Below are 21607 nucleotides of genomic sequence, written 5' to 3'. Positions count from 1 at the left end.
GTGGGCGATCCCCCGGTCAGATCACCGGAATTAGACCGCCGTCCACTCGGACGATCGATCCGGTGACGTACGAGGCCGGTACGCCGGCCAAAAAGGTGGCCACAGCCGCGAATTCCTCCGGGGTACCATACCTGCGTGCCGGGATGGCGGCATGGCTCGCTTCCACCACAGCCGAGACGTCCTTGCCCTCGCGTATCGCTCGTGAATTGTCGAGCGATCGCACACGATCGGTATTGATGCGCCCTGGCGCTAAAACATTGACAGTTACTCCATCGGCGGCGACTTCGGCAGCCAACGTCTTCGACCAGCCCACCAGGCTGAGCCGAAGCGCATTGGAGAGGGCTAAATTCGGTATCGGCACTATCACGCCAGATGAAGCAAAAGTCACGATCCGGCCCCAGCCGCGGCGACGCATCCCTGGCACAAGCCGGTTTGCTATCCCAACAATGCTCAGAACCATCACCCTAAATTGCTCGAGCCAGAGGTCGTGCGGAATCCCCTCCGCCCCGCGCGGCGGAGGGCCACCGGTATTCGCCACGAGAATATCAATCGGACCTAACTGAGCCTCGATCTCATCCAAGGCTGGTTCGGTTCGATCCGGTTCCGCTAGGTCCCACTCGACAACAAGCGCCGAACCGCCAGCCGCCTCGATTTCTTTGGACAGTCTGGCGAGGACATCGACGCGACGCGCGGCAAGTGCAACTTTGGCACCTTCAGCCGCGAGCGCGCGGGCTGTCGCCACACCAAGACCGCTGCTCGCCCCCATGACAAGGGCGACCTTGCCGTTCAATCCCAGGTCCATGCCAGCCATCTCCTGTCGGGTTGATTATCCTCAACTCGGTTCGGGATATCATGCAGCCGCAAGACGAAACGGCGGCGCCGGTTTGCGCTGGCAGCCCTCAACGCTCGATCGGGCTTTTCCGCAAGAAGTTAAAGTCGCAGCCTTGATCGGCCTGCAGCACCTCCTGCTGGTACAGCCGCGCATAACCGCGCGGAACCTTCAGCGCTTCTGGCGGGCTCTCGGCAATCCTGCGCGCGATCTCGTCCGCGGGGACCAACAGTTCGATGGCCTTGTCCCTGACCGAGATTCGAATTCGATCGCCATTGCGAACAGCCGCCAGTGGACCGCCCGATGCCGCATCGGGCGCGACGTGCAGCACAATGGTGCCATAAGCCGTACCGCTCATCCGAGCGTCGGAGATACGGACCATGTCCTTTACCCCGGCGCGTGCAAGCTTTCCCGGAATCGGCAAGTATCCCGCCTCGGGCATTCCCGACGCGCTGTTTGGACCAGCATTCTGCAGGACAATGAAATCGTCGGCGGTCACATCAAGGTCTGGATCGTCGATGCGCCGGGAAAGGTCCTCTAGCGAAGAGAACACGACAGCACGCCCTTCCTTCTCGAACATGGCCGGATCGGCCGCAGCACGCTTCAGGATCGCCCCTCGCGGGGCGAGGTTGCCGAAAAGCGCGACCAGGCCGCCCTGCGGCTGCAGGGGCTCCTCAAACGCCTTGATAACCGCACGATCCACGTAATTATGCGGATGCGCCAGACGTTGCCCAAGGGTTTCCCCCGTAACGGTCAGGCAGTCGAGGTGCAGAAGAGGCTTCAATTCACGCAAAATGGCGCCAATGCCGCCTGCGGCATGGAGATCCTCCATGTAGAAGGGACCGGTGGGCTTGAGATCGACAAGCACCGGCGTCTGGTCGGAAAGGGCATTCAGACGGGCCAGGTCTATGTCCACACCAGCGCGGCCGGCGATTGCCGTCAGGTGAATAATGGCATTCGTAGATCCCCCGATGGCCAGCAATGTGATCAGCGCATTCTCCACCGAATCCCGAGTAATGATCTTGTCTGGGGTAACCGCCCCAAGCGCCAACTGCATTGCCACCTTCCCGGAGGCTTCCGCCGCGCGCAGCCTGTCTGCGTGGACCGCCGGGATGGCGGCCGTTCCAGGAAGCATGATACCGAGCGCCTCGCCGATGGCGGCCATCGTGCTCGCCGTTCCCATCACGGCGCAGGTACCCGCCGTGGTAGCCAAGTTGCCTTCGACTTCCGCAATCGTCTCGGCATCGATCTCGCCAGCACGGTAGCGCGCCCAGAACCGGCGGCAATCCGTGCAAGCTCCTAATCGCTCTCCGCGCCAACGCCCTGTCATCATCGGCCCCGTGACGAGCTGGATTGCTGGAACGTTGGCGCTCACAGCTCCCATCAACTGGGCTGGCACCGTCTTGTCGCAGCCGCCGATCAACACGACGGCATCCATCGGCTGTGCTCTTATCATCTCCTCTGTATCCATCGCCATTAGGTTGCGATAGACTAGGCTGGTCGGTGACAAGAACACTTCGCCGAGCGAGATGGTGGGGAATTCGAGCGGAAGGCCTCCCGCAGCCAGGACCCCGCGCTTCACGGCCTGAACAAGTTCAGGCATCATTCGATGGCAATTATTGAAGTCGCTGCCGGTGCGGGCAATCCCGATGACAGGCTTGTTAAGCATCTCGGTCGACAGGCCGGTCGACTTGATGAACGAAAGACGGAGATAGCGGGCGAAATCCATGTCGCCATAGTTCGTGAGGCCCTTGGTAAGACCCTCATGCGACTTGTCTTCTTCAGCCATCTGACGTCAATCTCCTAATCGCAAAAATTCAACCAAGCTCGCCTTGTCACCACGCCATCCATTCTGGCAAATAAATAATGACTATCGGCGAATTCCGATCTCATTATAGCACGCCGGGCTGTCAGAGAGGGTTTAGATGTGATTGGTCTCAGCTTGCGCCAGTTGAGCGCCTTTGTAACCGTCGCGAGGCTCGGTAGCTTCACGAGGGCCGCTGCGGTGTTGAACATTTCGCAGCCTGCCCTCACGGTCCAGATTCAGCGGGTGGAAGAACAGGTCGGAACAAAGCTGCTCGACAGGTCAACCCATCAGGTGACGCTGACTCCCGCTGGTCGAGATCTTTTTCCGGTGCTCACAAGACTCCTTGAGGAGCTTGAACTTGCATTGGCTCCACAACGTGCTGACGGGTCCTTGCGAGGAAAGGTTCGGGTTGGATGCTTTCCCTCAGTCGCGGCCTATTTCCTCCCGCAGCGAATCGCTGACTACCGCAGGCTACACACCGATGTCACCTTCCTGATCCACGATACAACTGCCCAGAAAGTTCTCACGCTAATCCGACAGGAAGAAGTTGATTTCGGGATCGTTGATGGGGCAAACGATGCGAATGATCTCGAGTGCACTCCGTTAATTGTTGATCACATGCACGCGATCTTTCCACGACACCATCCTTTGGAGGGCGTAGCGGAACTCACGATAGAGGCCTTGGCCGAATACCCCTTGATCCTGCTCGATCCGAGATCCCATGTTCGCAAGATTGTAGATGGGGTGTTTCTGCAAATGGGCCGCTTAACCGAGCCGTCGGTTGAAGTGACATATATGCACTCCGCAATCGAATTGGCCCGAGCCGGACTCGGCATCGCCATTCTTCCCGCCCTTTGCGTCCCTTTGGAAGATTCGCAGCTCGCCGCCCGCAAAGTCGACCATCCGGCATTTGTCCGACGCATGGATCTTGTCAAGAAACGCGGCGCATCCAAATCCCCCGCCGCGTCTAACTTCTACGAATTCCTTCTGTCGAACGGGATTGTGTGAGGAGCAAGAATTGCTTGGGCGAGGCGGGGTGTCGACATCAGGTTTCGCTATAAATGAGATAGGAAATATCGAATTGCCTTAATGAGTGAGGCTGTGCAGCTATGCCCGCCGAGCGGCATGTAAGTTCACCCTGACGCCGAGAATGGATCGGTTGCAGGGAAGGACCCCAAAAAAAAAGCCGCCAATCGCATCAGAGGGGATGTCAATGACTGGCCGCAAGAATACCGCATGGATGGGAGCAAGCTTCGTAGTGTTGGCCTTGGCACTCTCTTTGTCGAGCCACGCCAATGCGCAATCCGCCTCAGAAAGCGATATGAAATCTGCCGACACCGACCAGGAATCGGCACCGATTGAGCCAGTGGAACTCATCGTCACGGGCTCTCGCATCGTGCGCAACGGCTTCACGGCACCAACACCCACAACCGTTTTCTCCCAAGAAGATATCCGGGCCACCGCCCTACCCAATATCGCCGATGTGGCGAACCAGTTGCCTCAATTGCAAGGTAGTGCCACCCCTTCGACAGGAAACGGCGGGACTAGCCAAGGCGCTTCCGGCCAAAACATCCTTAACCTGCGCGGACTGGGCGGGCAGCGGGCCCTAGTGCTGATCGACGGCCGGCGCGTGGTTCCGACTGTTGCCAGCGGCGTAACGGACGCCAACAACATCCCCGGCCAGGCCGTAACGCGCATCGACGTGGTTACCGGAGGGGCTTCGGCAGCCTACGGCTCGGACGCCGTGGCTGGCGTCGTCAACTTCGTGCTCGACAAAGAATTCACCGGTCTCAAAGGCGAGATGAACGGCGGCATCTCGTCGCGCAACGACAATGCTTCGCGTGGCCTGGCGCTGACCTACGGCGGGCGCTTCCTCAATAACCGCCTTCATGTGCTATTGAGCGGCGAATGGCAGAAAACGGATGGAATCGACCATCTCGATACCTCCAAACGGTCGTGGTACACGGGCACACGCTTGCTGCCCAATTCCGCCTTCGTCAGCCGAACGGCTACGCCCAACGTGCCCGCGCTCCTGACTTTCAACAACGTAAATCATTCTTTGGCAGCTCCAGGGGGCCTGATCACCAGCGGTCCGCTCAAGGGCACTCAGTTCGGCGTCGGGGGCCAACTTTTGCCGTTTTCTTACGGCAGCTACATCGCCGGTTCGCTCATGGCCGGCGGCCAGTTTGAAGACAGCGGCACAGAAAGCCAATTGGTTTCCCAAGTCGATTTTGCGAATTTTCTTGGCCGCGCCGATTATGAAATCAATGACCGGATCTCACTGTTTGCCCAGTTCCTTTATGGCTATTCGCGCGGTCGCGGTAAGGGCGCCAACCAGCGTAAGTTCGGCACGCTGACGATCCAGAAAACTAACGCTTACCTCCCGCAGAGCATTGTAGATGCGATGACGCTGAACAACGTGACTAGCTTTGGTTTCGGGACCAACGTGGAGGACATCGGCGGCGCGCAGCAGGACAACAAGCGTCGTTCCAAGCAGGCGACCATCGGCTTGAACGGAAGTTTGGGCAACAACTGGAAATGGGACGTCTATTATCAGTTCGGCCGCAGCGATCTCGACATCAAGCTTAACAACGTCATCAACAAGTCCAACTACACGCGCGCGATCGATGCGGTCTTCGCATCCAACGGAGGGATCGTGTGCCGGAACGTCGCCACATTCCCGAATTGCGTACCGCTTAATCCTTTTGGTGTCGGCGTCGCCAGCCCACAGGCGCTGGCTTATATCACCGGAACCGCTGCAACACGGATGCAACTGACCCAACAGGTCGCGGAAGCATCGCTATCGGGCGATATCGCCGATCTCTGGGCGGGGCCAATTTCGGCCACGGTCGGGGCGGGTTGGCGCAAGGAGGATGTCGCCACCTCTTACGTTGACAACGTCTCGCTTGCCAGCGGGTGGTTCGCGGGCAACTACAAGCCCACCAACGGCTCATATAACGTGAAAGAACTGTTCGGCGAAGCGGTCGTGCCCCTGGCCAAGGATTTCGTCCTAGCTCATTCGCTCGAGCTGAACGCTGCGGTCCGCCGGACCGACTATTCTAGCTCGGGTATCGTCACTACCTGGAAGGTGGGCGTCAACTACAGGCCGATCCCCGATGTTCTTATCCGAGCAACACGCTCGCGTGATATTCGCGCCCCCGGCCTGAATGACCTTTACTCGGGCGGAAGCGTCAACACAGCTCCCATCCTCGACCCGCGCTATAGCAACGCGTCAGTCAGCATCCCCAACTCGAACGTCGGCAACCCCAATCTCAAGCCCGAGGGGGCCAGTTCGTGGGGTGTAGGCGCGGTCTACCAACCCAGTTGGCTGCGCGGTTTTAGCGCTTCGGTGGATTACTACAATATCAAGGTGCGCGACGCCATTGCCAGCCCGGGCACCCAGAATATCGTTAATCTTTGCGAAGCAGGCGTGCGGCCGGACTATTGCGCGTTAGTCACCCGTGGCACTGGCGTGGTCGGCGGTGTTTTGCGCAACGATGCGATCGTCAGCACAATCACGGGTCCGGTTAACCTCGCGTCGCTAGAGCTCAAAGGCTACGATATCGAACTTGGTTATCGCAAGAATTTGGCCGACTGGGTGCCGGGTTGGGATGCTAACCTCTCCCTTCGCGCTCTTGGAACACGGGTTCTCAAGAACGTTACCGATGACGGAGTTGGCAGCCGCCACGACGCGGCCGGCGAAAACAGAGGCTCGACTCCGCGGTGGCGCTGGAACGTTTCGGCCCTCTACAACCAAAATCGCGTCACCCTGTCGGCTACCTGGCGATTAATCAGTTCGGGTGTGCTTTCGACATCGTTCTACGACAATGCGGCCGGCCCGCTTACTGTAGACAATAACTATGTAGCTGGAGCGTCCTATGTAGACGCGGGCATCAACTACAAGATTCCGACCCGCGGAGGTCTAGAAGTCTATTTCCGAGTGTCGAACCTATTTGACAAGTCGCCACCGATCGTCGCCTCGCAGAATTTTTTGGCGCCCAGCTTCAACCCCTCTTTGTTTGACGTTGTCGGGCGATATTTCCGCGCCGGCGTGCGTTTCAAAATTTGATGACGACAGCCGTGAAAGGACTACAATCATGATGACGCCCCTGCCGGGAATGCTCATGGAAGCAACCGGCGTAGCCCCTGCCGGTCAGGTTCCAGATTTTGGTCAAGACCGAATGACGACGCCGAAGCAAAGGAATTGCGCGCTCTTCCCCGCCGGCGCCTCAGATTAGAATATCTTGGCCCGCTCCCAGACAAGGCCTAATGGTAGGACTGCCCTGCGGGAATGGAAATGGAAGTGGCCGATGGTGACGCTGTCACGTTAAGGAATAAGCCCGGACCTACAGGGGAACGGTTTCCTCACTTACGAAGCTTCCTTACCGCACGGATAGACAACTTTATCGGCTGATAGTCGGCAACGAAGCAGTGAACTGGTTTCAGAGATACTGGGAGAATCGGCTCAGGACGCATTGGGCCCGACTGAACCAATAACCAAAAGAGATGCGGCGTTTCAATTTTCAGAAAGGGTTTGCAGATGAAGCTCGGCGTTATCGGTCTTGGCACCATGGGGCGCCCCATTGCACACCATTTGTACCGTCCGACCGACACGTTGACAGTGAGCTCACAGAATACAGAGGTATTCGAAGAGTTTACGACCAAAGGAATCGCAGCCTCGACAGACGTAACAATCTGTCGCGATAGCGATATAATCTTTATCTGCGTACCTGATGGCGAAATCGTGAAGGATATCCTGTTTGGATCAGGGGGTTTGGCAGCCACTGTCCGCCCGGGCACCCTTATAGTCGATCTGTCTACCGTGGTTTATCAAGATGCGCTGGAAGTCGCAGCCCGATTGGCCGACATGCAAATCAACTTTCTCGACGCACCTGTATCCGGGATGGAGAAGCGCGCGAACGAAGGCACCCTCACGATCATGGCTGGCGGCGAAAAGGATCTGTTCGAGAAAGCCAAGCCCTATTTGGAACGTATCGGCACGAAAGTATTGCACATGGGTAAGGTCGGCAACGGCCAGCTCATGAAGATGACCAACCAATTAGTCTATGATACTAACATTGCTGCGCTCGCAGAGGTTGTGCCTATGGCCGTAAAAATAGGCCTAGACCCCGTTCAGATTGTAGAAGTAATAAATACAGGAACTGGCAGAAGCTATGCCAGTGAATATTTTCTACCCCACATCCTAGATGAAATATTTGACACTTCGTACACCCTAAAAGGTGCCTACAAAGACATTATAAGTGCCCATAAGATCAGTGCTGATCACAACATTCCCATGCCGGTGATCAGTGCCATGACAGCAGTCTACCAGACTGCGCTGCGAGAAGGTCATGGAAGCAAAGACAAAGGCGCAATGATTCTCGTATTTGAAAAATTACTCGGCATAAAAGTGCGGCGAGATAAATAATTTTGTGAAGAAAGATTTCAACTTATTGTCGCTATCCCCGCAAAATATTAGCTTTCATTTGTAAATTATGCTCCCAAGGAGTAAACTGGTGGATATTGAATCTTCTACCATTCGAAAAGTTATGTGGCGGTTGCTGCCACTTCTTTTCGCCTCGTATTTTTTCGCCTACATCAATCGGGTTAACATCGGATTTGCGTTGTCCATGCAGGGCGACCTCGGCCTGTCGTCGACTATATTTGGCCTTGGCGCGGGACTGTTCTTTATCAGTTATTTCGTATGCGAGATTCCCAGTAACCTGATGCTGGTAAGAGTGGGAGCACGGAGATGGATCGCGCGCATCATGATCACCTGGGGTGCGCTCTCGATGTGCATGGCCTTGGTGAACGGCGTGAGCAGCTTCATCGCTCTGCGCCTGCTCCTAGGCGCCGCCGAAGCGGGATTTTTCCCCGGCGTCATTCTTTACATCACCTACTGGTTCCCGTCCTACGTTAGAGCACGCATCATGGCTTGGTTCATGATCGCGATCCCGCTTTCCTTGGCCATCGCAGGCCCGATTTCCAACTTGATCTTGCAGAATATGGGTGGCGTGCTCGGCCTTGCCGATTGGCGCTGGCTCTTCATTCTCGAAGGCCTACCCACGGTTTTACTTGCATTTGTTGTGCTTATCACTCTTCCCGATCACCCTGGCAAAGCCACTTGGCTGGAGCCTGAGCAAAAGGAATGGCTGACCGGCGCTCTTGCGGCGGAGAGGAAGCGAATCGAAACCGCGCATTCCTCAATGGGCCTTCTGCAAGCCCTGGCGGACAGGCGAACGATAGCACTTGCTTTCATCTATTTCGCGAACACCGCCAGCAGTTATGGCGTATCCTATTTCCTTCCCCAAATCATCAAAGGTATGGGCAGTAGTGCTACTGATGCCAATTATTTGTCGTCGATCCCTTTTATTATCGGAGCGTTGGGAATCTTCGTCTTTGGCGTGGTATCGGACAGACTGCGGCAATACCGGCTGCAACTCACAGCCTTCGCTTTGGGAATGACGGCACTAGGCATGGCCGGCGCTGGGCTGGTCGGACCGAGTTATGTCGCGATCGTCCTCATTGCGTTGGCAACGGCGGGCACCTACGGCGGTAAAGTGCCGTTCTGGCCCCTCCCATCCATGTTCCTAACTGGGAGCGCCGCAGCCGGCGGCATCGCGATGATCAATTCGATTGGCAACCTCGGTGGCTTCGTCGGTCCATATGCTATCGGTTGGGTAAAACAAACCACCGGAAGCTATTCTTGGGGCCTCGGTCTTCTTGCCATTATCGCTCTCGCCGGCTTGACGGTCGCGCTCTTGCTCCAGACTCCAAGCCATATTGACGGCGAGCAGGGTCAGGATGCTCGCTAAAAGAGCCGATCGAGTCAACTTCTCTGCGCGGTAACCGATCGCCGCAAGGGGTTAGACAACAGGTTGGGGATGCCCTGCACCACCCCCGCCTTGGCACTAATGGCGGCAGCCACTTCGGCGGCCGTTAAATCTGGGAGAACCATGCCTTATGCGTAAGATCGCAATGACTATGTTGCCAGCTCTCGCTTTCGCTTGGAGCACGGTCTCGGCTGTGGCTCAAGAAATGAAGGCGCTTCCGCCGGACGCCATCGCCCACATCGAAAAGGCACGTCATCTGATCGGACGGGACCTGCCACAAACGACGGTCGGGGAGTTCTTCAACCTCTTGCGCAACTCCAAGAAAACAGATCCCAAAATCCTGCCTGCAAATCCCACCACGGCCGGGCCGCTGGGAAAGACGCAATACGAAGCAGTTGGTCCAGTCAAGGTCTTCGACGGCGTATATGTGGTCGGCAACGCGTTTGTGGACGTTTGGATCTTCGTCACCAAGGACGGCATTATCCAGTATGACGCGATGAACAACGAAGACGACGCTAAAAACATCATCGAACCCGCCTACGCCAAGCTTGGCCTCGATCCGCGCAACCTGAAATACATTATCATCAGTCACGGACATGGGGATCATTTTGGCGGTGCGAAATACTTCCAACAGAAGTACGGAACTCATGTACTGTCAAGTGCCGCGGATTGGGACTTAATGTACCGGAACGTTCGGTCGAATGCCCCCCCACCCGCGCGTGACATGGTCGTCACCGATGGCCAGAAGCTAAGTCTGGGCGGTCAGACTATGACTCTCTACGTTACGCCAGGACACACGCCCGGTCCGGTCTCGCTGGTGGTCCCGGTTACAGATCGAGGTCAGAAGCACGTCATGGCCGCTTTCGGCGGGTTCGGACTGCCACTGAACGTTGAGCCATCTTCAGCGGGTCCAGGCCTGCGCGTCTACGGCAAAGAAATGCGCCGGTTTCAGAAAATTGCTGCTGCCGCCGGAGCGGATGGCATCATTTCCACTCATCCCGGTTTCGACGGGACCGAGGATCACGTCCGAAATCTCATCGGAGGCACAGCCAAGAAGCGTAACCCATATGTCGTAGGGAACGCAGCTGTCGCGCGTTACTGGGATGCAGTGGATCAGATCCGCCTCTCGATGATCTCTATTGTAGACCATCTGCCTGCCCCCTGAGCCAACGTCACAAAATCTGGCCCTAATAGGTATAATAGTTCAGCTTCTATCCTTTCAGCGGATCTACGTTTTCCACCCTAGCCGCTCCGCACTTTGCGGAGCGGCTTGTTTTGAATCGGCATGCCTCTGGCACATATCGCTCCACACAGGCGGGCTGCCCCTAGATTTCTGGACGCCTTCTATCCTAATTTTGAGGACAGGAGACGACGATGGGGAAGTCCAATGGTTCTGTCGCAAACTTTGGCGTGATGTGAGATAGTTGGCGCAGTTTCGGCATCGGGGAAGAGATTGTTGTTCAAGGGTCGCCATTTCGAGGGCTCGCTGATCATGCTGTGCGTACGCTGGTACCTGGCCTACGGGTTGAGCCTGCGGGATCTCGAGGAAATGATCGCCGAGCGCGGCGTGGCGGTCGACCATTCGACGATCCACCGCTGGGTACTGCACTATACGCCACAATTGCTGGACGCGTTCAACGCTCGCAAGCGGTCGGTGACTAGCAAATGGAACCTCGATGAGACCTACATCAAGGTGAAGGGCGAGTGGATGTACCTTTACCGGGCGATCGACAAATCGGGCGCCACAGTCGATTTCCTGTTCTCGAACACGCGCAATCTCAGGGATGCGAAGCGCTTCTTCCGAAGGGCCTACAAGCGCCACGGCCTGCCCGTCCAGCTGACCATCGACGGCAGCCAGACTAATCTGGAAGCTGCGCGGACATGCCATGCCGAAGTCAGGATGCGAACTCGGTCGAAGGCCGAGCCGCTCAAGGTCCGGCAGAGCCAATACATGAATAACCGGATCGAGCAGGACCACCGGCGCATCAAGCGCCGCATCCGGCCCATGCTCGGTTTCAAGTCCCAAGCCACCGCTGGCGTCATCCTCGAAGGCATCGAACTCATTCACATGATCCGCAAGGGCCAGATGATACCTGCCAACGACGCCCGCAATCCGTCCTTCGCAGATCAGTTCGACAGCCTTGCAGCCTGAAATACAAAGTCAAAGAGCAAGCCGCACGGCCGGCCAAAGTTTGCGACAGAACCGGCCTGCGCCGGTATCGATGACGTGGGACGACACCGCGTTCTGGCCGACCGAATAGAGATTGTCGAACTCCCTTGCCGGCGGGACCAGGCCCTCGTGCTGCACGCCCGCCACGATCTGCGGATCGAGCGGGCTGGTCAGGCAGCGCCAGCGAAAGTGCGCCGCAAGGTCTTCCTCTGCGATCCGGCGCGCCGCACGCATGTGAACGCCGACCTGCGCGGCATCTTCGTGGGGATTGGATTTGCGCGGTGCGATGCCATCGGCCTGTGCGACAGTGGCAGACAGGATGCTGGCGGCAAAAATGCTATAGCGAATCGCAATACCCATGTGTCTGTCTCTCCTCTTTCCATGGCCTTCGGGGGCCTTGCGCAAATAGAGCATCGGCAGTCATCGCCCACGAATGCGTGCTGGGCATCGCCCGATACTGAATTTGGATTGTTGCCCGCGGCAGTGGCCTTCCGCGCATAGCTGGGCATGTAAAAATGGCGGAAATTCGATGTTTTTGGAAATCCATTTGCATGGCGCGATGGCACCGTGCCGGCCTTGCCGTCTTTCGAATGGGCACAATAAACGTCTATAAAATTATCGATAATTTCGTTGTTCATTTTTTGATTGCGCCGAATGGAGGACGGGTACAAGGAGAATGCCAAGGCGCTGATTGAAAGCGCTTGCGAGCCGTCACGGTTCGCCGACAGGCTTACCCGTAGCGGCAGGAGCCGCGCGGCAGGAGGGAGGATACTGATGCGCAATTCGTCAAGTTCCATGCACCGTGGTGCACGCTACGTCCAAACGCGGGCGCAGCTTCTCACGGGTCTTTCCGCGCTGGCCTTAGGTCTTTTTCCGCTCGCGGCCCACGCGCAGGACGCGACAAAAGGTGATACAGCCGAAAACGCTGATGTGGCCGGAAGCGAAATCGTTGTGACCGGCACCAGCATTCGCGGCGTTGCTCCTGTCGGTTCCAGCCTGATCGCGATCGGTTCCGAGCAGCTCGAGAATTCGCCGTCGGTCTCCACGGCGGACATCCTCAAGGAAATGCCGCAGATCTTCAACTACGGTGTGTCCGATGCCTCGCGCACCGGTGCGGGCGGTGCGGGCAACATCGTCTATGGCAACGCCATCAACCTGCGCGGCGTCAGTCCCTATGCCACGCTTACCCTGATCAATGGCCGCCGCGCCGTGCCGCAGGGCACCACCGGCGCCACGGTCGATCCGTCCACCATCCCGGCGCTGGCGCTGGAGCGCATCGAAGTGATCGCCGACGGCGCTTCGGCCATCTATGGCTCGGACGCGGTGACCGGCGTTGCCAACCTGATCATGAAGCGCGGCTACGATGGCCTCAAGGTCAACACCCGCTACGGCATGGCCGACGATTACCACAACTTCCAGATCGGCGGGATTGCCGGCCATACCTGGGACAGTGGCCAGGTTACGCTGACCTTCCAGCACCTGTTCAAGTCCAGCCTCAGCGGCATGGACCGCGATTTCTACGCCGCCGACCAGACTTCGCGCGGTGGGGCAGACTATCGCGAAGTGCAGTGCGCGCCTGGCAACATCGTGGCCGGTGGCCAGAACTACGCCATCCCCGAAGGCGGCGCCACGCCGACCAATCTGATTGCCGGCACGCAGAACCGTTGCGACAACGTTAAGCTGGGCGATCTCCTGCCGCAGCAGGAAAACAACGCGATTGCCCTGACCTTCGATCAGGAAGTGACCGACGGCATCAAGATCTTCGCCGATGCCTATGCCAATCGCCGCGACGGCCTTCGCATGTCGCCGCCCGCGACGACGAACCTGACCGTTCCCAGTTCTAACTACTATTTCGTGGCGCCTGCCGGTGCGGTGCTTTCGCCGTGCCCGGCCAGCGCAAAGGCTCCCGCCGGAGCGCTGTGCGAAACGGTGCAGTATTCGTTCGCCAACGATGGTCGACAGAACACCTCGAAGATCGTCTCCAAGACGATCCAGGGCACCCTGGGGCTGGATGCCGAACTGTTCTCGGATTTCCACCTCAATGCCTACGGCACCTATGGCTACAACCACGACCACGTCTATTCGCGCGGCGGCAACATCAATAACGCCAACATCGTGGCCGCGCTTGCCAGCAGCGATCCCGCCACGGCGTTCAACCCGTTCGCGACGGGTGTGAACGATCCGGCGGTACTTTCGTCGATCTTCGACAACCTCACCGATACCGATGGCCGCAGCAAGTTCACCAACTTCAAGGCGGCGGTCGACGGCACGCTGTTCACGCTGCCCGGCGGCCCGGTCAAGATCGCGGTGGGTGCCGAATACTTCAAGCTGAAGCTGCGCACGGGCCAGATCCGCGGCGCAGCCGGCGCGCAGACCGGCACCGACCAGCGCCTGGGCCGCAACGTGAAGTCCGCCTATGGTGAGTTGCTGATCCCGATCTTCGGCCCGGACAACGCGATGCCCGGCTTCCAGAGCCTGACGCTGGATATCGCCGGCCGCATCGACAAGTACAGCGACGTGGGATCGACCAAAAACCCGAAGTTCGGTTTCAACTGGGAGCCGATCAACGACTTCAAGATCCACGGCAGCTACGGCAAGTCGTTCCGCGCGCCTGAACTGACCCGCCTGGTCAGCGCCGGTGGCAGCCAGCTATTCATCCAGTCGTACTACGATCCCACCGCGAGCAACGGCGCGGGAGCCACGATCCTGGGCGTTGCGCTTTCGGGCGGCAACCTTGATCTGCAGCCGGAAACCTCGCGCACCTACTCGCTGGGCTTCGACTACACCCCGGCGTGGAAGCCGGGCGCGCGTCTGGGCATCAACTACTTCGACCTGGTCTACAAGGGGCAGATCAACGGGTTCCTGTCCAACCGCAACGTGCTGCGCCAGGAAGACCAGTTCACGTCGATCATCCTGCGCGGCGCCGCTGCCCAGGCCCGCATCGCCGATCTCGTCTCGCAAGGGTATCGCGTCAACGGCGGCACCACGCAAACGGCGCTGGACTCGGTGGTCTTCGTCGATGGCCGTCCCAGCAATCAGGGCACCACGATCACGCGCGGCATCGACTTCAACCTGTCGGTTCCCTTCGACGTCGGTGCGGACGGAAAGGTGCGCGTCACGCTGGGCGGTATCCGCTTCTTCACCTACAAGAGCGCGCTGACCCCGACGTCGGACCTGATCGAGCAGGTCAACAACATCGACTATCCGCTCAAGCTGCGCATGCGCGGATCGCTGGACTACAGCAACGACTGGCTGTCCGCCGGCGTGACCGTGAACTACGCGAACGGCTACAACAATACGCTGTTCTCGCCGGCCGAGCGCATCAAGGCCTATACCACGATCGATGCCCAGCTTTCGTTCGATCTCGGCAAGACCGGGATCTACGGCACCGAAGGCATCCGCCTGGGTATCGATGTGCAGAACCTGTTCGATCAGGACCCGCCCTACGTCGATATCGCACCCATCGGCAATGGCGGCGGCGGCGGCTTCGATGCCCAGGTCGCGAACCCCATCGGTCGCCTGGTGTCGTTCTCGCTCTCGAAGGAGTTCTGATCGTGCGGGCGGCAACGGCCAGCCTGCTTACCCTAGCTCTCCTGACCTCCCCGGTTCCGGCTTTTGCCGGGATCGGGGAGATCTCCGACCCGATCGCCGTGACGCAAAGCTCGCGGATATTCGGCGCTTCGGATGTCCCGGGGGCAACGTTGTCGATCGACCTCGAAGCCTATGGCTACGTCGAGGAAGAGTATTTCCTTGCCGGCACGGCGGATTCCTATCGCCGCGCCAAAAAGGGCGCGGTGCCGGACAAGACCGGTATTGCCTATACTACCCGCATCATCGTGCGCCGCCCGGCAGATCGCTCGCGGTTCAGCGGCGTGGTGCATTTCGAGCCGATCCACCCCTCGCAGGGCGGCACCACGCACTGGCTCACCACCGGGCGCTACATGATGGGGCAGGGCGACGTTTACGTTGCAGCGGCCATTTCCGACGACAGGCCGAGCCGGCGCATCTCCGCCGAAGGGCCGGCACCTACCGCGCAGAGCCAGGTCACCAAGTGGTTTGATCCGGTGCGTTACGCGCCGCTGTCCTGGCCGCAGGAAGATGGCATCGCGTATGACGTGATGGCCTCGATCGGCAAGCTTCTGCGCAGCGAGCGCGAAGACAATCCGCTGAAGGGCTGGCCGGTCAAGGCCATGCTGGTGGGCGGCTGGTCATTCACCGGCAGCATCCAGCGCACCTTCATCAACGAGGGCTTCCACGACCGGGCCAGACTGCCCGGCGGCAAGCCTGTGTTCGATGGCTATCTCATCGGGATTTCGTCGCGCTGGAACGGGGGCGGGTACGTCCCGCTCAATTCCGAGGAACCGCAAACCGCGAACGCCGATCCCAGGCGCACCTTGCGCACGATCGACGTGCCGGTGATCGAGTTCCTCAGCGAATTCGAAGCCGCGACCGGACCGGGACCGCAAGTGCCCGACCGGGAGGGCAAAGCGGGCGGGCACCGCCTCTACGAGATGGGCGGTACGATCCACTCGTCCAGCATGACCGACCCGCGCCAGCCGCGCAGCGAGCGGCCCAACCTCGCTCAACTGGCGGCGAAGGGCTATCCGCTCGATGCCGTGCGTGGCGAGACGACCGACGAGCCGTGTTCGGCACCGCTCAGCGATGTCGATCATCCCGCCTATATCCGCGCTTCGCTCGATGCTCTGCGGCACTGGGTGCTGGACGGGGTGGAGCCGCCCCACATCGCGCCGCTGGTACGCGATGGCGACAAGATCGCGCGCGATGCGGCGGGCAATCCGCTGGGCGGGGTGCGTGCAGCCGAATTCGTTGTACCGCTGGCCGGCTACGGACCGTACAAGGGTACCGACAAGCCGGGTTGCTTCCCCGCCAAGGGGCGTCCGATTTTCGTTCGCAACGACCTGCCGCACGAGGATCTGGTCTCGCTCTATACCTCGCGGGCTGAGTATCTGCGCGAGTTCGACGCTGCGGTCGATGCGCTGGTGTCCGCGCGCTGGTTGCTCGAAAGCGATGCGCGAGACCTCAAGATGCGTGCGCGCAGCCGCTCGCTCACGGCCTTCGAGGCCCCCTGACCCCCGCGCGGGATTGCTGCGCGAGACGGAACAGAGCTGGAGATATACGATGAAGGTGCTTGCCCCCCTGGCCCTTGGCGCAATGCAGCTGGCTGCGCAGGCCGCCAATGCGCAGGAACCTGTGCTGGCGCCTGCGCCGGTCCCGTCGACTTTCGGCAACTACGCGCCTGCGGTCCAGTATGCGGATATCGTCAGCTCATCCAGCTACGTGCGCATGCGCGATGGCGTGCGGCTGGCCGTGCGGGTCGATCGCCCCGGCAAGGACGGCAAGACGGTGGACGGGCGCTTCCCGGTCATCTGGCATCACACCCTGTCGATCTCGCAGCAGACCGCCGACGGCGCCGGCGGGCGCGTCAGCGACTATCGGCGCGTGCAGGAACTGGTCCGCTACGGCTATGTGGTGGTGCAGGTCGCCCGGCGCGGCAACGGCCAGTCGCTGGGGTCGATGCGCGGCTATCACGACCGCAACGAGGCGCAGGATGCCTTCGACATGGTGGACTGGCTGTCGCGGCAGGACTGGTCCGACGGCAAGGTCGGCGTATACGGCTGCTCCAACACCGGCGATGCGGCGATGCACACGCTGACCATGCGCCCGCCCGCGCTCAAGGCGGTGTGGGCCGGATGCTTTTCCTGGAACAAGTACGACGCCTTCCGCCGTGGCGGCATCTTCGCGCAGTGGGGCACCGGCCCCACGCGCAGCATCGAGCAGGACATGGCCGTCAGCCCGGTCGATGGCGACGAAGACAAGACGCTGCTGGCCCAGGCCGCCCGGGAGCACCAGGAGTCCACTCGCCTGTTCGACATGTGGAAGCAGTTGCCCTACCGTGACAGCTTCTCCGCCGCGGTCGGCAGCCGCTTCTGGGCGGAAGGCAGTATCTCCAGCTATGCCAAGCAGATGCTGCTGGCCGACGTACCCGTCTATATCCAGGGCGGCTGGTTCGATGAACTTCGGGACCAGGGCATGATCGCGCGCATGAACCTGCCGGGATCGCGGCTCGTCATCGGCCCCTGGAAGCACTGCGACAACAACGACTTCGCGTTGTTGCAGGAGATGCATCGGTTCTACGACCGATATCTCAAGGGAATCGATACGGGCGTCGGTGCGCAGGCCCCGATCCACTACTTCACGATGAACGCGCCGGAAGGGCGCCAGTGGCGATCGAGCGCGGCGTGGCCGGTGGCAGGCGTGAAACCGGCAACCTACCACTTCGCCAAGGGCAAGCTGGCGACCGCCACTCCCGCGCGCACCGCGGTCAGCTTCAAGGCGGACTTTTCGGTGAAATGCCCGGATGCGGGCAGCGGATCGCAGGTGCAGCCCTGCCATGTCGATGGCGCCGGTCCGGCATTCGCCACCGCGCCGGTGGAGCAAGACACCGAAGTGACCGGCGATCCCGAAGTGTCGATGTGGGTCAAGCTCGACGGGCCGGACGCGAACGTCTTTGCCTATCTCGAAGATGTCGCGCCTGACGGGACGGTGCGTGTCGTGACAGAGGGGCGCCTTAAGGCGTCACTGCGTAAGCTCGACAAGGCGCCCTGGCAGCTTCCGGCGGGCGTTCCCTGGCATCGTTCCTACGCCGAGGATGCAGTCCCGGTGCCTGCGGGCGAGGCTGTCCAGCTGCAGTTTGCCATGATGCCCACCTCATGGGTGTTCAAGAAGGGCCACCGGATCCAGGTTAGTGTTACCGGCGCCGATCACCGTGAGCGCGTGCGCACGCCGGAAACGTCGCCCGTAATAACCGTGCTGGGAGGCAAGGGGCAGGACAGCCAGGTCATCCTGCCTATCGTGCCCTGAACGCGACTGCTCGTCACCCGGCAGGAGGCGAGCGGCGGCGCAACACATGAAAAGGCCCGGCACACCACGGTGCGCCGGGCCTTTTGCGTGAAGCCGGGGCCGATCAGTCGGCCAAAGTTTGCGACAGAACCCGCTGAACCGGTAAATCTTTAAGCCGACGTTTCCGCTGGATCATAAAATACGTACCCTTCCATTAATCGTCGCGCCGACGTATCTACGCCGACGCGAGCCAGGTATGGAAAGCCGGTCGCATTTGGCTTCACGACCACGCGAATATTCAATACACCGGATGGCGTGCCGATGCGGAATTCGCCTGGCGCGCTACGCTTGGCCATTTCAAACGGCACGGAACCCTCGATGCACGTGGCCGCTGCTAGATTCATTGCACAAGCTAAAGGAATAGACTTGTGGACCATCTCCATTGACAGGACGCGGGCTGAAATGTCGAAGTCATCGGCCGAAATAGACTTTCCATCGAGCGCTACATAGTCTGTCGGAGGGCTTACAATACCAATTTTAGGGCTGGCTAGGTTAGCATTTGTTAGGCTGTCGGCTAGCCTCATTCGCACAGCGCCCAAACGCCTCAAGTGGTCCAAGCTGGACATGATCCGCAGATCGGAATCGATTTCTTGCGGTGACAAGGAGGTGGGGAAATTGATCTGCGGTCCGTGAGTCCACACTGTGGCCAAAGGCGACAGTCCTAATGTTACATCGACACCACTAATCGTTTCACGCGCCGAATTTGTGGCCAAGATGCACCCTCCGCCAGGCATAAGATATTCAAGCGCGACCTTAGCGTTTGCCCCGCCTACGCCCGGAATGGCGTAGCGACCGGAATTGGGATAATCGCCATGTTCAACCGGGACATGTGCGTGCACAATGTCTCCAGTGTTGAGGTTGCGCATGCGGACAACAGTTATGCCTTCCTTCAGCGCGACCAGTCCTTCGCTAACGGCGAAAGGCCCGACGGCCCCGGAGAGGTTGCCGCAGTTCGCGCTGTAATCCACGATGGCAGACGACAGCGAAACCTGACCGTGAAGATACTCGACGTCTACTTCGGTGTCGGCGGCAGTGCGCACGATAACTACTTTTGAAAGAGAGGAGTTCCCGCCGCCCATTCCATTCAGCTGGCGTCCGAATGGATCAGGACTTCCCAACACTGAAAGAAAAATGTGATCTCGCTCTGGTCCCGGGGCAGGGATATCGCGCTCGTGGAAGAATATGCCCCGACCAGCTCCCCCGCGCATGAATACTGCGGGTACTTTTTTGGGCATCGTGATGGACGTCATTAACGATTCACCTTTAGATTTTGTTTATGCGCAATGCATGTTAAAAAAATGACCGAAATTATACATTATCAATAATAATTCAAATCAAGAAAGTTCGAATTTAAAACGTCAATCTGTTAATGTAGCGTCGGGATCGAATTATATCGTATCCACATAATTACAGGATTAATGGTGTACAAACCGGTGAATGTGCGATGTAAAGCAGGGTCGCAATTGATTGCCGTTCACCGCTTCGCCATTTCAGGCTTATTGATCTCTGAGGCCGATCATTACCTAATTGCTGCGATACACCTATGCCCGCTGTCATTGAATTCCCGTCTCGATATCGTGGCTTGTCAGCGCGTGCCTACACCTTCGGTAGTCTGGGAGGCTCTTGCGAAGATGCGGGGTGGCCAGCAAAAATGCTGATTGCTCGGATATCTCATTGGAATGCGATGAGGAAACGGGGCTTTGGCAGGAATGGCAGCTGAGGGCAGCCAACTAAACGACCGCGCGAAGATAATTGAGTAGCCCCTAGACCGTATGTTCGTGCGGTGAAGTTGGCCCGCCCTCGGAGTAATACCAAGACTCTCTGATCAGAACCCATGGGCCCATTTCCGCAATCCGATGGACATGATGCGCCATGGCTGGTCGGTGAGCTTGTTCCAGGCATGACAGCAGTGATCGACGACGTTGTCGTAGGACGTGAAGATGCGGTTGGAGAGCCAGTTTTCACGCATGAACTGCCACACGTTCTCGACCGGATTGAGCTCCGGGCACTTGGGCGGCAGCGGCAGGAGGGTGATGTTCGGTGGGACGGCGAGCGTTCCCGATAGATGCCATCCGGCCTGATCGAGCAGGATGACGGCATGGGCACCGGGCGCGACCTGGCTGCTGATCTCGGCCAGATGCATGTCCATGGCCTCGCTGTTGCAGCGAGGCATGACCAGCGCGGCGCCTTTCCCCTCGGCCGGACAGATCGCACCGAATATCCATGCCGATGCCCGGCGCAGGTCCCGCGGCGCGACAGGTCTTGTGCCTCGCTTGGCCCAGCGGCGGGTGATCTGCGTCTTCTGGCCGATCCGGGCTTCATCCTGCCACCACAGCTCTATGGGCGTGCCTTTGGGCAGGCTTTTGCGGATTTGCGCCAGACGGGTGGGGAAGGCTTTTTAAAAGCGGCAATGTCTTCCGGCCGCTGTCCCCGATGGCGCGGCCGTGCCGAGAGCTTGCGGTAGCCCATGGTGCGCAGTTCGTGGCCCAGTGCCTGCTTGCTGATCGACAGGCGGAATTCGTCCCACAGCCACTGCACGAGATCGATGATACGCCAACGAACCACGCCATGAACCGCAGGAATGGGGCCCGCCTCGATGATTTCCTCCAGAGCCCGGCGGTGACTATCGTCAAGGATCGTATCGGGCCCCGGTGCCTTTCGCGTCACCAGTCCGTCAGGACCTTGTGCGTTGAAGCGCAGCACCCAGTCCCGCACGATTTGCAGCGTCACCCCGCCAATCCGAGCCGCATCGCTGCGGCTGCCACCCTCCAGGATTGTCGCTAACGCCAGCAACCGGCGGACCTGGGCCGCATCTTTGCTGTTCCGCGCCGCAGCCCGAACCTGTCCTGCGCTGAAATCCTCCCGCAACTTGATCGCCGCCGCCATCGCAAACCTCCAACAGTTTGCCATGGTGAATCATGTCACGATCGAACCGGAAACCCGCCGTGAGTCAGATTCCACAGGTTTTGGTATAAGCAGGAAACGGGGGTTACGCCGGACGGGCCGGCGCCTATCCCCATGCTTAGGCGAGGGCGAACCATGCACGA

General features: G+C 59.3%; 14 protein-coding genes. 9 read left to right on the top strand and 5 right to left on the bottom strand.

Annotated elements, in window-relative coordinates; all coding sequences use genetic code 11:
• Positions 1-16: 16 nt before the first annotated feature.
• Both PP1Y_RS01200 and PP1Y_RS01195 read right to left on the bottom strand, forming a co-directional pair.
• The gene (locus PP1Y_RS01200) at positions 17-802 is read right to left on the bottom strand and encodes an SDR family oxidoreductase (RefSeq protein ID WP_013836280.1); all 786 of its coding nucleotides are present in this window, start codon (positions 800-802) and stop codon (positions 17-19) included.
• A 97-nt stretch (positions 803-899) separates the two neighbouring features.
• Positions 900-2618, bottom strand: coding sequence for an IlvD/Edd family dehydratase (locus PP1Y_RS01195; RefSeq protein ID WP_013836279.1), 1719 nt, complete (start codon positions 2616-2618; stop codon positions 900-902).
• A gap of 138 nt (positions 2619-2756) precedes the next feature.
• On the opposite strand from PP1Y_RS01195, the gene PP1Y_RS01190 reads away from it, so the two are divergent.
• From PP1Y_RS01190 to PP1Y_RS01160, 6 genes are all read left to right on the top strand, one after another.
• Positions 2757-3644, top strand: coding sequence for a LysR family transcriptional regulator (locus tag PP1Y_RS01190; RefSeq protein ID WP_013836278.1), 888 nt, complete (start codon positions 2757-2759; stop codon positions 3642-3644).
• A gap of 205 nt (positions 3645-3849) precedes the next feature.
• On the top strand, positions 3850-6705 hold the full coding sequence (locus tag PP1Y_RS01180) for a TonB-dependent siderophore receptor (RefSeq protein WP_158511818.1): 2856 nt from the start codon (positions 3850-3852) through the stop codon (positions 6703-6705).
• A gap of 471 nt (positions 6706-7176) precedes the next feature.
• Positions 7177-8064 (top strand): NAD(P)-dependent oxidoreductase, encoded by an 888-nt coding sequence (locus PP1Y_RS01175; RefSeq protein ID WP_013836275.1) that lies wholly within the window; start codon positions 7177-7179, stop codon positions 8062-8064.
• 88 nt (positions 8065-8152) lie between these two features.
• Positions 8153-9451, top strand: a complete 1299-nt coding sequence (locus tag PP1Y_RS01170) for an MFS transporter (protein WP_232512296.1) — start codon at positions 8153-8155, stop codon at positions 9449-9451.
• A 148-nt stretch (positions 9452-9599) separates the two neighbouring features.
• A complete protein-coding gene (locus PP1Y_RS24525) occupies positions 9600-10634 on the top strand; it encodes an MBL fold metallo-hydrolase (RefSeq protein ID WP_051009911.1) in 1035 nt (344 codons plus the stop codon).
• Between the two features lie 327 nt (positions 10635-10961).
• The gene (locus tag PP1Y_RS01160) at positions 10962-11621 is read left to right on the top strand and encodes an IS6 family transposase (RefSeq protein WP_232512359.1); all 660 of its coding nucleotides are present in this window, start codon (positions 10962-10964) and stop codon (positions 11619-11621) included.
• A gap of 9 nt (positions 11622-11630) precedes the next feature.
• Here PP1Y_RS01160 and PP1Y_RS01155 read toward each other — a convergent pair whose 3' ends face one another.
• Positions 11631-11999: a hypothetical protein gene (locus tag PP1Y_RS01155; RefSeq protein WP_041558148.1), complete on the bottom strand. Its 369-nt coding sequence runs from the start codon at positions 11997-11999 to the stop codon at positions 11631-11633.
• Positions 12000-12413: 414 nt separating this feature from the next.
• On the opposite strand from PP1Y_RS01155, the gene PP1Y_RS01150 reads away from it, so the two are divergent.
• From PP1Y_RS01150 to PP1Y_RS01140, 3 genes are read left to right on the top strand one after another with little or no spacing between them, the layout of a single operon-like run.
• Positions 12414-15191 carry a TonB-dependent siderophore receptor gene (locus PP1Y_RS01150; RefSeq protein ID WP_158511817.1) on the top strand — a complete coding sequence of 926 codons (2778 nt, stop codon included), beginning with the start codon at positions 12414-12416 and terminating at the stop codon, positions 15189-15191.
• Between the two features lie 2 nt (positions 15192-15193).
• Positions 15194-16729 (top strand): alpha/beta hydrolase domain-containing protein, encoded by a 1536-nt coding sequence (locus tag PP1Y_RS25940; RefSeq protein ID WP_041558146.1) that lies wholly within the window; start codon positions 15194-15196, stop codon positions 16727-16729.
• A 49-nt stretch (positions 16730-16778) separates the two neighbouring features.
• Positions 16779-18521 (top strand): CocE/NonD family hydrolase, encoded by a 1743-nt coding sequence (locus PP1Y_RS01140; RefSeq protein ID WP_158511816.1) that lies wholly within the window; start codon positions 16779-16781, stop codon positions 18519-18521.
• A 149-nt stretch (positions 18522-18670) separates the two neighbouring features.
• On the opposite strand, the gene PP1Y_RS25130 is transcribed toward PP1Y_RS01140, so the two are convergent.
• Complete coding sequence (locus PP1Y_RS25130) at positions 18671-19810, bottom strand: PrpF domain-containing protein (RefSeq protein ID WP_148274771.1); 1140 nt, start codon at positions 19808-19810, stop codon at positions 18671-18673.
• Positions 19811-20385: 575 nt separating this feature from the next.
• A protein-coding gene (locus PP1Y_RS25125; protein ID WP_085999997.1) for an IS630 family transposase occupies positions 20386-21446 on the bottom strand; the annotation gives its coding sequence in 2 pieces (ribosomal slippage) (positions 20386-20954 and positions 20954-21446; 1062 coding nt in all).
• Between the last annotated feature and the right edge of the window lie 161 nt (positions 21447-21607).

This window comes from Novosphingobium sp. PP1Y, from assembly GCF_000253255.1.
GTDB lineage: Bacteria > Pseudomonadota > Alphaproteobacteria > Sphingomonadales > Sphingomonadaceae > Novosphingobium.
Note: the sequence above shows the minus strand (reverse complement) of the source record. Positions and strands in the feature narration are given on the sequence as shown.